The organism is Paraliobacillus sediminis (assembly GCF_003426055.1).
The window spans coordinates 671,856-684,230 of the sequence record NZ_QJSI01000001.1 but is presented as its reverse complement, the minus strand read 5'-3'; the positions used below and the strand labels follow the sequence as shown (position 1 = coordinate 684,230).

At 35.0% G+C, this 12,375-nt stretch carries 13 protein-coding genes and 1 pseudogene; 6 read left to right on the top strand and 8 right to left on the bottom strand.

The features are described from left to right. Window positions 1–317 precede the first annotated feature (317 nt). From D2K60_RS03040 to D2K60_RS03025, 4 genes are all read left to right on the top strand, one after another. Window positions 318–1,292: a Gfo/Idh/MocA family protein gene (locus D2K60_RS03040; protein WP_162880714.1), complete on the top strand. Its 975-nt coding sequence runs from the start codon at window positions 318–320 to the stop codon at window positions 1,290–1,292. Window positions 1,293–1,993: 701 nt separating this feature from the next. Then, complete coding sequence (locus D2K60_RS03035) at window positions 1,994–2,395, top strand: competence protein ComK (protein ID WP_162880676.1); 402 nt, start codon at window positions 1,994–1,996, stop codon at window positions 2,393–2,395. 87 nt (window positions 2,396–2,482) lie between these two features. Next, a complete protein-coding gene (locus D2K60_RS03030) occupies window positions 2,483–2,782 on the top strand; it encodes a hypothetical protein (protein WP_117168509.1) in 300 nt (99 codons plus the stop codon). A 367-nt stretch (window positions 2,783–3,149) separates the two neighbouring features. Next, on the top strand, window positions 3,150–3,944 hold the full coding sequence (locus D2K60_RS03025; protein ID WP_117168508.1) for a DnaD domain-containing protein: 795 nt from the start codon (window positions 3,150–3,152) through the stop codon (window positions 3,942–3,944). 321 nt (window positions 3,945–4,265) lie between these two features. Here D2K60_RS03025 and D2K60_RS03020 read toward each other — a convergent pair whose 3' ends face one another. From D2K60_RS03020 to D2K60_RS03000, 5 genes are read right to left on the bottom strand one after another with little or no spacing between them, the layout of a single operon-like run. Then, window positions 4,266–5,012 carry a tyrosine-protein phosphatase gene (locus D2K60_RS03020; RefSeq protein ID WP_117168507.1) on the bottom strand — a complete coding sequence of 249 codons (747 nt, stop codon included), beginning with the start codon at window positions 5,010–5,012 and terminating at the stop codon, window positions 4,266–4,268. A gap of 29 nt (window positions 5,013–5,041) precedes the next feature. Beyond that, on the bottom strand, window positions 5,042–5,836 hold the full coding sequence (locus D2K60_RS03015; protein WP_117168506.1) for a PhnE/PtxC family ABC transporter permease: 795 nt from the start codon (window positions 5,834–5,836) through the stop codon (window positions 5,042–5,044). A 24-nt stretch (window positions 5,837–5,860) separates the two neighbouring features. Further along, the gene (phnE, locus tag D2K60_RS03010) at window positions 5,861–6,658 is read right to left on the bottom strand and encodes a phosphonate ABC transporter, permease protein PhnE (RefSeq protein WP_117168505.1); all 798 of its coding nucleotides are present in this window, start codon (window positions 6,656–6,658) and stop codon (window positions 5,861–5,863) included. Then, on the bottom strand, window positions 6,655–7,485 hold the full coding sequence (phnC, locus tag D2K60_RS03005; protein WP_205418572.1) for a phosphonate ABC transporter ATP-binding protein: 831 nt from the start codon (window positions 7,483–7,485) through the stop codon (window positions 6,655–6,657). Before phnC ends, phnE begins: the two co-directional genes overlap by 4 nt. After that, entirely contained in the window at window positions 7,485–8,417 is a 933-nt protein-coding gene (locus tag D2K60_RS03000) for a phosphate/phosphite/phosphonate ABC transporter substrate-binding protein (RefSeq protein WP_117168503.1), read from the bottom strand. Before D2K60_RS03000 ends, phnC begins: the two co-directional genes overlap by 1 nt. Before the next feature lie 341 nt (window positions 8,418–8,758). Between D2K60_RS03000 and D2K60_RS02995 the strand changes: the two genes are divergently transcribed. Continuing rightward, window positions 8,759–9,406 carry a GntR family transcriptional regulator gene (locus D2K60_RS02995; RefSeq protein ID WP_117168502.1) on the top strand — a complete coding sequence of 216 codons (648 nt, stop codon included), beginning with the start codon at window positions 8,759–8,761 and terminating at the stop codon, window positions 9,404–9,406. 158 nt (window positions 9,407–9,564) lie between these two features. On the opposite strand, the pseudogene D2K60_RS02990 reads toward D2K60_RS02995, so the two are convergent. Further along, a pseudogene (locus tag D2K60_RS02990) lies at window positions 9,565–9,717 on the bottom strand (ATP-binding protein); the annotation flags it as partial. A gap of 613 nt (window positions 9,718–10,330) precedes the next feature. Between D2K60_RS02990 and D2K60_RS02985 the strand changes: the two are divergent. Then, window positions 10,331–11,605: a hypothetical protein gene (locus D2K60_RS02985; protein ID WP_117168501.1), complete on the top strand. Its 1,275-nt coding sequence runs from the start codon at window positions 10,331–10,333 to the stop codon at window positions 11,603–11,605. 243 nt (window positions 11,606–11,848) lie between these two features. On the opposite strand, the gene D2K60_RS21085 is transcribed toward D2K60_RS02985, so the two are convergent. Both D2K60_RS21085 and D2K60_RS20540 read right to left on the bottom strand, forming a co-directional pair. Next, window positions 11,849–11,980, bottom strand: a complete 132-nt coding sequence (locus tag D2K60_RS21085; RefSeq protein ID WP_275896233.1) for a hypothetical protein — start codon at window positions 11,978–11,980, stop codon at window positions 11,849–11,851. After that, window positions 11,977–12,141 (bottom strand): 2-oxo acid dehydrogenase subunit E2, encoded by a 165-nt coding sequence (locus D2K60_RS20540; protein ID WP_162880675.1) that lies wholly within the window; start codon window positions 12,139–12,141, stop codon window positions 11,977–11,979. The genes D2K60_RS21085 and D2K60_RS20540 overlap by 4 nt, the downstream gene beginning before the upstream one ends. Between the last annotated feature and the right edge of the window lie 234 nt (window positions 12,142–12,375).

Here is a 12,375-nt window from a genome sequence, read left to right as displayed (position 1 = left end):
AAATTAACCCGTTTTCCTATTTCCATAAAGTGAATTTTAAATTTCATCTAACAACAGCCCTCTAAACTTCCAATTCAACAAATACCAAAAAATTTTCAAACAAAAAAAGCCTTGCGACAATTTCCCTCACAAGGCTTCTCTTTACCGAGAACATTAATTTGACATAAAACTGGAAGTGACCACAGGCACCCAAAAACAGGTGCTACTAGCAAACTATTCAAAAATAAGCTCTAAAAAGAAGCAGAGAACCGTCCCCTGCTTCCTCGAAATGGTAGAATAGGGATACTTGTAATCATAAGGAGGGGATAGAATTGAAAATGAACAAGGTACGTTGGGGAATTATCGGATGTGGGGACGTAACAGAAGTAAAAAGTGGCCCTGCCTTTCAAAAAGTGGAAGACTCAGAATTGGTTGCTGTTATGCGTAGGACGGCTCACCTTGCTGAGGACTATGCAAAAAGGCACAATGTTCCAAAGTGGTATGATGACGCAGACAAACTTATTAATGATCCGGAAGTGGATGTTGTATATATTGCAACACCACCAGGATCACATATGGAGTATACGATTAAAGCCGCACAGGCAGGTAAACCGGTTTATGTGGAAAAGCCAATGGCACGAAACGCAGGTGAATGTAAAAAAATGATTGCTGCTTGTAAAGAGGCGGGAGTTCCTTTGTTTGTTGCTTATTACAGGAGAGCACAACCACGGTTTCTTAAAGTAAAGGAGCTACTAGAAAACAAAGCCATTGGCGACATTCGCTTCGTACTTACCAACCAGTTCCAACAGGTCTCGGAAAATATAGTTAATTCTAACGATGTTCCTTGGCGACTTCAGCCTGAAATTTCTGGCGGTGGTTTATTTTTTGATTTAGCAAGCCATACGTTAGATATCTTGGATTACCTAATTGGACCAATTAAATCTGTTAAGGGTTTTGCTTCTAATCAAGCAGGTTTCTACACCGCAGAAGATATCGTTACAGCAACTTATTTATTTGAATCTAGTGTTCATGGTACAGGTAACTGGTGTTTTTCTGCGTTTGAAAAAACTGATACGAATGAAATCATTGGTAGTAAAGGCAAAATCACCTTCTCAACCTTTGAACATGATCCCGTTATATTAACAACCTCCAATGGAACTGAGAAATGGAGCTTTGACCCAATCCAACATGTCCATCAACCCCTTGTAGAAACTATTGTTGGTGAATTGACAGGTAAAGCCATTGAGTGCCCAAGTACCTCAGTATCTGCTACTAGAACTAATTGGGTTATGGATGAAATGGTCAAAGAATAACTATAAATAACGCGCTTGCTCATGATCACAAAAAAACAGTCTATTACTTTGTTGAGTAATAGACTGTTTTTGCTCATTCTACTTTAACAAGTGGTCTGATTTTTCATTAAACAAATATTTTCCATGAATAAACAATAGATTATTACTAAACTGACATCCTTTTGACTTCGTATTCCTTTTACTAATCACCAATTAATTTTTACTCCATATTCTTACCAAATGAAAAGTCATGCTTAGGTAAGTAATATTGTTTATATTTGCCCAACTAAAATAAAATTCACATAATAACCTTAAATTACCAGTAACCATAGTATAATTTCTACTCATTTCTTATTCATTCTTGGAGAATAAATAAGAGGGCCTTCAAATGACACGTGAACAATTCAAATGAAATTATGGGCACTACATACAGAATCAACGAAATATCCATGAACTGTCACAGGAAGAATTGGCCTATCAAATTGGCATAGTACGGTGGCTATAGGACGGATTGAAAGAGGAATTACTTCTCCGAGTTTAACAAGTAGTATATTGCTAGAAGAGAAACTACATCTTGATCATACGTATATTAAGAATCTATTACATCATTCTAGTGACTCCGAATCCTAGCCACTCTTATTTATGCGATGGAAAAGGGTAGATATTCATGTTGAAAATAAGTATGGTCTATCAGATTAATTGCGATAGACTATCAAGCAATTGTGCGGGAAACAACGCATGACTTGCTTGTGCAACAAACACCGCTTGCAATCATAACTACCAACTGCATAGCAGGAGCTTCCACCTATCAAGGACGACAAAAAGCAGCAAGTAAGCTAATTGGTTCAACCCGTAAAGTACCAATTATTATCTATGAACGCGCACAGATTTATGCATTTCCCACGCAAACACCCAACTTTAGCTGTAGTTGGGTGTTTGCCAAGCATATAGATAAAATAATCGAACACCCACAAGCAAGAAGGAAACAAACCCAATCAACGATCATCTTTCGTAATGGCACGGCAATCGATTTCGAAGAATCTACTTATCAATTAAAAACTCAACTAACACGTACATTAAAACTTTACTATGCGATTAGAGACACCAGCTTAGAGTCTAGCTAAAGTGTAATGAAATGGACATAAAATCAGAAGCCACTAAACAAGAGAATAACGTAAAATGGAAGTAATCTATTAAAAGGAGAACGACTAATGACTAACCCAAACCTGAGCTTGTTAGTAGACGAAAACATTGCAGCGCATTCTTATTATGAAGGCATGTTACTTCATCCAACAAACCCAATACACGGCATGGCTGTCATGCGCAGTAATGCCAGTGACCTCATCTTAGACATTTATAAAATAACCTTGCGTGACGGAACAACCTATCATATCGAACGCCATTTACTTAATAAAACATTTAAATCAGAAGAGGATGTCCAAGCATTTCTGCATACCTTTTCTACTTTTAGAGAAAGTGAATTCAACGCATTTATTGAAGCAAATCATTGAGGAAGCAGAGGCGGGTTTTCTGCTTCTTTTCGATAACTAATTTCACCAATAGAAAAAATATCCTCACTCCTGATCGTCACTATAATTACAATTAATTCTACTACTTCTTTGTAGTTTAGCAGCTACGACCTCCCTCTGTCGTCCACTATGAACCGCAATACCACCTATTATACGAACTTTAGCAGACTACTCAATGGCCCCATTACTAAATAAAAAGAGTAATTTAAAACAGTACAGACAACAGCAGCTCACCTTTATTAGTTATTTCAAAATAAAACGAAACAAATAGACACCAACCGTAACTGTCCGATCGATTATAGAATCAAACGGGATTCACAATAAATTTAACGGAACAGGATGCGATCAAATGAATTACATAAAAGAAATGAATGCATTTTACAATCAAATCGAAATCAATCCTTTATCCTCATCTGCTGTTGCTTTATGGCATACGTTGATGCATATAAATAATAAAACAGGATGGAAACAAACCTTCACCGTTGCAACAGGCGTTCTCCGAATCAAAGCCGGACTAAAAGATAGTGCATTTAAACGTGCACGAATAGAACTACAAGAAAAAGGCTATATATCCTTTCAATCGAGGGGAGGAAATCAAGCAGCACAGTACGAAATGCATTCACTCCTGTACACTTGTCAAAGTAATGAACTTGAAGAAAAACCACAAGAAACAAACCCTGCGAAGAAACAACACAGTACAGAATCAGAAGCACTAACCTTTTACATAGAAAACTTTGGAGATGTTCGTCCTTATATTACCGAGGAGGTGCTTGAATGGATTGCGAATAGTGGTGAAGCATTAGTAAAAGAAGCGATGAAAAATGCATTAGATAAAAACAAAAATAATTGGGGATACGTGAAAGGCATCCTGCAATCCTGGAGCAAGAAAGGAATTACCAATGTGGAAGAAACAAAACAAGAAAAGTCCACTTTTACAAAGCAAACAAAACAAAAGAAAGCTCAAACTTATACAGCGAAGATAGAGGAAGTCCCAGGTTGGTATAGAAATCTAAAGAAACAACCAATACCGGAAAAACCTGTTTCAGAAGAAGAAGGGCAAGTAGATGTATCTTTAATGTTGCAAAACTATAAAAAACAAAAAGAGCTTGGACGTATGACCGCACAGAGTCAAGCGATTGTATAGCATCCATCTATTCATTCATCCGTAAATTTCTATTCGATATAATCCTTATTTGATTACTGCTAAAAATTTTGATGCCATTCACCAAGTCCAGCATAAGCAAATGCTATTAAAAGTTTTAGCACGCACCTATGTTTAACAAAGAAAAAACAACTACTTGTCTAATCTTTCGTAGTTGAAACTCGATTAGAGCTAATTTCAGTTAAATTGAATAGCCTGAAATACAAAAATGCGCTAAAAAGCGCATCCTTGTTACTTACATTCTTCAACATCCCTGATAACACCAGAGTTGTAACGGGAAAGTCACAAGCTCCCCAAAGCTAACTATACTGCCATAACAGAATCCTTACCAACTATTCTTGTCTTCACCACCGTAATTGTCTCTTGGTCTACACCCTTAGCTAATAAGTATTGCTCAACCGTTTCGTAATTAGTTATAAGATAATCATATGCTTTTTCCAAGTATTCACGCTTTGAGTATATAAGTTCCATTGGGACGTCTTTATACAATTTATCCAAGTTGTGCATAGACTCTAAATTTGTATAACTAACTTCATAATTTGATAGGATATCCTTTTTTTCAACACCGGCTAAGCTTAAAAGTAGCATTGCCAAGATACCAGTTCGGTCTTTACCTGCTGCACAATGAAAAATAATAGCTCCATCTTCCGCATGAGCGATTCGATCGAATATCTGAGAGATCACCTTATTATTTTCCAGCAACTTCACATAAAAATCACCCATGAATACTTTCTCTGTAGAAAAGGCAATATTAGAAACCTGTTCAGTGATCAGTGGAAAATTGTAGTATGTGCAGAATTCTTCATTTATCAGAACGTTAGGACTTTCTTGAGTTTCATCTTCTCCACGTAAATCAATGACTGTCTTCACTCCATATGCTCTAAAAAAATCGATATCATTTTGAGTTAACTTACTCATATCACTGGATCTTAATAATTCGTGCCATTTTGTTTGCTCACCGTATTGCGTATTATAGCCGCCTAACTCTCGACAATTTTCAACACTCTCAAGGGGCAAACGAACCCAATTTAATTTTGCATTCTTCACCATACGTTTTTCCCTCCAAATTTAAATTTCATTTAACTTTGACCGTACTTCACTATTCTTTTAAGCTTCGTCATGGAAAACTCTAAGACTAACATCAATAGGCATATGACAATTAATATGGTCGTAGTTTGTGCGTAATTATAGGCACCAATAGCCTTTGTTAATAGTAGACCAATTCCACCAACCCCGATAATTCCTAAACCAATTGATTCCGCTACATTGGCTTCAAATCGAACAGTAATCCATCCAAAAAAGGACGTAACACAGAGTGGAATTAATCCATGAAAGATAATATTAAACCAGGAAGCACCGGTTGATTTCATAGCTTCAACAATATCAGTACCAACCTCTTCAATACTACCTGTAAATAATTTTACAAGATAACCCACTGCCGACAATAACAACGCAATGAATCCTGATGTGTAACCAAAACCAAGACTAGCAATAACCATTAACCCCCAAACAAGTGAGGGTACCGAACGGATTATCGCAAAAAAGCCTTTAATGAAATTTGCTACGTATAGATTGGGAGTAATATTTCCCGCTGCTAGAAAGCTAAACAACATGGCTACTATGACAGAAACAACTAAAGTCAAGAAAGCAAGCGATAAACTGGTCACACATGCCAACAAGATATCCGGGACTACACTCAAATCTATAACCATCATTCTAGCTATTACGGCCGGTACGTTTTCTAATCTTTCAAAAAATTTTTGAATATCCAAATTAACGATGTCGATCGCTACAAAAAACACGGTTACTAAAATTAAAAAAGTTATAATCGATTTTGTTACACTTCCTTTTGAAGTGACTCGAATCTTTTTCATTAATATTCCATCCCTTATTATAAGTTAAGCAATTCGATTTCGAATCGAATTAGTAACATATTCTGTTATTAAAATAATGCAAACAATGACAGTAATGATGATCAAAGCTTCACCGTAATTAAATAAGTTAATATTTGTATCAATCAAGACACCAATTCCACCCGCACCCACTAATCCTAATACGGTAGATGCTCGAACGTTAATTTCAAATGCAAATAATGTCCAATTAATCCAGGCTGGCACAAATTGTGGGATTACGCCATGAAATAATATTTGAAAATAGGAAGCTCCATTTGCCTGCAATGCCTCTAACTTATCTCCAGATATTTCATCAATCGATTCTGCATAACTTTTCCCAAGAAAACCAACCGTTACAAGAATTAATGCCATGATACCGACAATGCCACCGATACCAAAAATATAAACCAATAAAGCACCCCATATTATAAATGGAATATTTCTTAAAATTGAAACAAATCCGCGGACAATTGTACGTAAGGCTTTTATTTTATTCGTATGTTCGGAAATTAATATACCTAGAATAAAGGCAATTAGAGTTGAAATATAGGTTGCAATTAGGGCATAGCCCAACGTATCAATGACCAATGGGATATATTCACTAAGATTCTCAAAATTGGCAGGAAAGAATTTTTGAAAGAAAAAAATGAGAAATTTCGGTAAACCCATAATCATCTCTAGAAAATTTAACTCCAAATAATAAATACAAAAGATTAAAGTCGCCAACAACGCACCTATAGTTATAATGGTTCGTTTAGAATCCCCTTGTTGCAATAGAATTTTATTATTTGTTTGTATTTTCATCGTTCTGCCCCAGTAATTTGTCTGTCTTCAGTAGCAAATGAAGATGTAATTTCATTTTCATTTTGGTGCCTCATTTGTGTCTCCTTACCTTCATAAATTTCTTGTACTATAGAATCTGTTAATTGAGACGGTGAACCATCAAAAACTACGGTCCCCTTTTTGATGCCAATGATTCGAGAAGCGTATTTCTTTGCATAATCTACTTGGTGGAGATTAACCACACAAGTTAATTGCTTTTCCATTGAAATACTGTGCAGTTGTTGCATGACAATATTAGAAGAAACCGGATCAAGGGATGCGATTGGTTCATCAGCGAGCAGAATTTTAGGTCTTTGCAGAAGTGCTCTACAAATTCCAACCCGCTGCATTTGACCACCAGATAGTGCGTCAGCTCGTTTATACATTTGATCCTCAAGACCAACTTTTTTCAAAAGCTCAACCGCTTCTTGTTTATCTTCATGACTATACAAACCAAGTAAACTCTTATATAAAGGTGTATTACTTAATTGACCATGTAGCACATTTTTTATGACATTGGTTCGACTCACTAAATTATAATGTTGAAATATCATACCAATTTTGGAGCGTTTCTCTCGTAATTTCCGGCCTTTTATCTTCTCCATATGCTGACCATCAAATACAATTTCTCCTTCTGTTGGATCCAAAAGACGGTTAATGCAACGAATAAATGTTGATTTTCCCGCTCCAGATGGACCGATAACAACAATAAACTCACCAGGATTAAAATCTAAAGTAATTCCATTTAAAGCTCGTGTTTCTTTTCCATACACCTTTACTAAATCTCGTATTGATAGTATTGGTTCCATTATTCTTTCACATCCTCTAACGCATTGATTGTATCTAATATTTCAAGTGCAGAATCATAATAACCGTCTTCAGTCGCTTCAAATCGAGCTTGAGCATCACCATGAAGCGCCTCAAAGTATGATTCATCTTCAAATGATACAAATGCATCCTGTAATGCTTGTTTAAAATCTTCCGGTAAATCGCCACGAACAATATAAGATGCTTCTGGAATATCCTGTGTGCGTCCAATAACTTTTATATCATCTGGATTAAAATTACCGGATTCACCCATCATTTCTATTACCGAGTAAGCTACCGCTGCAGCCTCAAAGTCTCCCATAGCCACACCCATTAAACTATTTGGATGCCCCTCAGAGAAAACAATATTTTCAAAGAAATAGCCAGATTGTTCGATTTTATCCGGATCTAAATCCAATTCTTGAACCAAAGTACCCTTTGGATAGAGGTAACCAGAAGAGGAAGCTGCATTTACAAAAGCAAAGTTTGTCCCCTTTAAATCTTCTAAACTATTAATTTCCTCATTATCTGTTTGTGTGATAAAAGCCGTGTAGTAGTTACTTTCTCCTGGCAATTTAGGTGTTACTAACAGCTCAGCTCCTGCCTTTTGTTTCGCTTGATAGTAACTCATTGGACTTCCCAGCATGACATCAAGATTTCCTGCAGCCATTGCTTCAATTCCAATTGCATAGCTTCCTCCGTCATATTCATTTACTTCTACACCAAGCTCTTCCGAAAGATGCTCTTTTAAAGAGGAATGTAGGGAAGCGGCTTCTGTTGGATTATTTTCATCAGGCATCTGTACTAATGTAACAGTTTCTGGCCATTCATTATCTCCATCATCAGTAGGAGTGGCGCCTTTCGTACTTCCACATGCCGCTAAAACGATAACTAATAGAAGTGGTAGCATAATTTTTCCAAATATACTTTTCATTACTTTTCTCTCCTTTTTATTTATTAATTAGTAATACTTGCTCCATCAAATTGAAATTCCAATCCCTTCCGTCTTTTTCACTTTGCGCACAACTTGTATACAACTAGAATACATATCCTTACACACACTACTATACAACGACTTTGTTAAGAGAATATTAACCTATTGAAAATTTTTGGTTAATCTAAGAATCATTAATAATTCTTAGATTAAGAAGAATAATTAGATACCAAAAAATCCTATTTTTTTAAAAAACATCTTGTACACAAGGTTTTTGATGGTACTATTAAATAAAGAATAATAAATAGAAATACATAAGGATGTAAAGAAAGGAATAAAAAATGAAATTAACTTCATTAGCGGAAAAAGCACATATGGAATTACGGAAGCGGATTATCAATGGAGATATCATGCCAGGTGAGCTATTATCGGAAAATAAACTTTCTAAAGAATTAGAAATGAGCCGGACACCAATTCGTGATTCACTACTTTATTTAGAAAACGAGGGCTTTATTACCACCCTAAAAAACAGAGGGTCACTTGTAAAAGAAATTTCTTATAAGGAATTATTCGAAATCATCGAGTTGAACAATTGTATGGCTGTTTATGCTGCTGAATTAGCAATAAAGGGAGCAATCAGCTTTGATACGGAAAAGCTTAAATTGCATTTGGAAACGGCATTGAGAGCTGAGGAAACTGACGAGTATGCGGTGTACCTTGAACACTCTAATTTATTTGGCAGAACCATGATTGAAAATACGCATAATCAAATTATGCTCCAGACGTTCGATTCATGGAGTGACAAGGGCTTCCGAGCAGGGATGATCGGATGGAAATTAAAACCGAATGATAAACATTACTCTGTAAATGCTCTGAACAGCAAGCTCTATACAGCTATTACTACAAAACAATTCGACAAAATCAAAACCATTACAGAAGAAAATTACTATTATATACGCGAACGATTTATTAGAATTGGAGACATATAGTCGTTGCATTGTGACTGTTAAACTAGAGAAGAAACATTTATTACCCAAATACACCAGTAAAATAAAAAACGCTTCCCTCCATTGATGTCTTATCAAACACATCAATGGAGGGAACGGTGTATTTTGCAAATGCAAAGTGAGCCATACCATAATTTAATTTAATTTTGGGCCACTTGTTCATCTGTTCTTCGGTGTTTCTTATATAAAACATGTGATTTATGAGTTAGACGATCTGGTAATTCAGCTGTCAGTACAGGGTCACGAAATATTTCTTGCCATTTTAAAAAGGATAGATTACTTGTAATAATGGTTGGGGGAAGGCTTAGCAAAAGAAGCGATGAAAAATGCATTAGATAAAAACAAAGTTAATTAGGGATACGTGAAAGGCATCCTGCAATCCTGGAGCACTAAAGGAATTACGCACGTGGAAGAAACACAACAAGAAAAGGCCAAATTTAAAAAGCAAAAAAACAAAAGACGGCTCAAACTTATACAAGTAAGAAAGAGATCGTTCCAGGTTGGTTTACAAATCTAAAGAAACAACCAATACCGGAAGAGCCTGAAACAGAAGAAGTAGAAGAAAATGCACCCTTAATGTTACAAACCTATCTAAAAGAAAAAAAAGAGCGTATGTGTGTGACAAGCATTTCCTAGAATTTAATTGTGCTAATTCATTTTGTCAGCATTGGTTTGCGATGGCAATCTGCATATAGACAATAAGGAACGAAACAGATATATGAAGCTTACTATTGTAAAATAGAATAGTAAGCTTCATATTTTTATCTGGTATAATTAAGTATATCTTGTTATCTAGCAGAAGCCTATCTACTATAATTTCGTCTGGACCCATGTAGGATTATAGTTATTTAGACTGATAAAGTAGACAAGCTATACTACTATTAAATTCATACAAGGAGTGCACATATGGAACCTGTCATATTCGATACAAATCTTATTATTGCAATTATCGCCATTAATATGACAGTCATCGGGTTAACGTCACTCGCGGAGATGAAAAATGTTGTGGGAATAGATTATGGCAGATTTTTGCTGAGAAAATATAAAATATGGGGTTGGATCCGTGTTTATTACTTACTTATTTTATTTGCTCTTATCAACATAAGCTCACTATTTTTAATCGTTGTTTCTAATCCTACTTTTCGGTTGATTCATTTTTGGGTACTCATTGTTTCGCTGATTTTCGCCATTTATTACTTCTTTACTTATATTATTGTTGAGAGTAGAAATGTAACAAAGCAAATTTACGAGCAAGAGATACTTGGTCACTATTACAATAGTAGCGAGCCCACAACCTATTGTCCTGATATTAAAGCGCAAGTAAACAATGGATCTCGTACGTCGAAAAAGATGTCTGGAAACCTTATCCATTACTTTAATAATTACTCTAGTGACAGTCATGATGCCTTTGTCGATCTATTTGGTCCTCAATCAATGATTTATTGTTATTCAAAAAGGTTAAATAAAAAGCGATCAAAAAAGTTTAATATAGTGACACCTTACATATACAGGGAAAGTATCTATCGCACTAAAGATATCTCTCATGAATTCTTTCAAATATATCGGTATTCTGATATCCAAGACCGATGGTTACTAACCGCTCTCGAGTTATTTGATAACTCCAATAAGCACGATCGTTTCGACTATATTCGTCTTTGTAACTTCACACGCGTGATCAGTCAAATTAATACATTCGGAAATTCATCGAATCTATATACATATAAATTTTTAGAGCACTTATTGATTTATTATAAAAAAGCATTCTTTCATAAAATCCCATCGAATATTCCTGCTAATACGGTGGATGATATTAAAGAGCTTGCAATTTACACGTATGATCAATTTATTACGTTTATGACTAAAACGTATCTTTCAGAAAAAAATGAAGTCTATAAACATACAATTGAACGTGTTCTTCAAGAAATAATTTTAGTTGAAAAAGATAGTATCTTATCACCTAAAAATAAACTGTTAAGCTTTCTCGAGCAGATTATAGGTAAGAATGATAATGAAGAATTGAAAGATCTATTCACAACCTTATTAATAGCTTATCAAAAGCACCAGACATCACATAAAAATTTACCTAAAATATCAATTAGTGAAGTTCAAGAACATATTAATTCATTACATGCTGACCCAGAAACATCACCTAACCAATTAAAAGCCAAACTCTTTGGTTAGGTGCTATCCAGTCTGCTTTATAAAAAGACCTTTCATAAAACATATCAACTAACTTAATATTCCATTATTTGTCATAGTTAATCCCATAACATATAGTTATATAGTAAATAATAAAAAGATGCGCCCCGCCACAATGCGCATCTTTTTATTATTTACTATATAACTTTTTTCTATGTTTCGAGAAACCGACATAACCTGTACCCGCTACTGCAATTTTCAACGATTTCACCATCTCTCTTTATTTTAAGATCCTTGTGTAAGATTTAATTCACTCTTCATTAGTTGCATAACTTCTTCTAAACTTGCTCCGCCATTTGCCTTTTGATAAATTTCGACTAACAGTTCCTTTAGCTTTTCTGTTTGTAAAGCGTTCATTTTAAATCCTCCTGCTTTAACTTTCGTAAAGTTTCTTTTCGTTTCTCAATTGCCTCCTGTAACTGTCTTTCTATTTCTACTAAATTCTTTTCATCTGTATCACGTAATATATAACGAATCGTCTTTTTTATTGTCTTAGGTAGTCTAGCAATTTTTTTCATATAACCTTCCATATCTATGCATAATGCATCAATTAACTTTCAACATATCTTAATCCAAACATTTACAATTACAAATATTCCAAACTTATTCCATTATAACAAAACTACCATGTTTCACAAGGTTTTCAGTAATATTGAATTGTATCTTTTCTGTTACAAGACTTATTTACAATTCTTCTACCACAAAACTACAATCCTTCCATCGCTTTGATCCGCTACCTAGGATTTAAGGGA

Bases quoted from the DNA above. Each gene is read 5' to 3' on its own strand.
- D2K60_RS03025 (WP_117168508.1), top strand. From the start codon at position 3,150: ATGAATTACATAAAAGAAATGAATGCATTTTACAATCAAATCGAAATC.
- D2K60_RS02995 (WP_117168502.1), top strand. From the start codon at position 8,759: ATGAAATTAACTTCATTAGCGGAAAAAGCACATATGGAATTACGGAAG.
- D2K60_RS20540 (WP_162880675.1), bottom strand. From the start codon at position 12,141: ATGAAAAAAATTGCTAGACTACCTAAGACAATAAAAAAGACGATTCGT.
- phnE (WP_117168505.1), bottom strand. From the start codon at position 6,658: ATGAAAATACAAACAAATAATAAAATTCTATTGCAACAAGGGGATTCT.
- D2K60_RS03000 (WP_117168503.1), bottom strand. From the start codon at position 8,417: ATGAAAAGTATATTTGGAAAAATTATGCTACCACTTCTATTAGTTATC.
- phnC (WP_205418572.1), bottom strand. From the start codon at position 7,485: ATGGAACCAATACTATCAATACGAGATTTAGTAAAGGTGTATGGAAAA.
- D2K60_RS02985 (WP_117168501.1), top strand. From the start codon at position 10,331: ATGGAACCTGTCATATTCGATACAAATCTTATTATTGCAATTATCGCC.
- D2K60_RS03020 (WP_117168507.1), bottom strand. From the start codon at position 5,012: ATGGTGAAGAATGCAAAATTAAATTGGGTTCGTTTGCCCCTTGAGAGT.
- D2K60_RS03040 (WP_162880714.1), top strand. From the start codon at position 318: ATGAACAAGGTACGTTGGGGAATTATCGGATGTGGGGACGTAACAGAA.
- D2K60_RS03015 (WP_117168506.1), bottom strand. From the start codon at position 5,836: ATGAAAAAGATTCGAGTCACTTCAAAAGGAAGTGTAACAAAATCGATT.
- D2K60_RS21085 (WP_275896233.1), bottom strand. From the start codon at position 11,980: ATGAACGCTTTACAAACAGAAAAGCTAAAGGAACTGTTAGTCGAAATT.
- D2K60_RS03030 (WP_117168509.1), top strand. From the start codon at position 2,483: ATGACTAACCCAAACCTGAGCTTGTTAGTAGACGAAAACATTGCAGCG.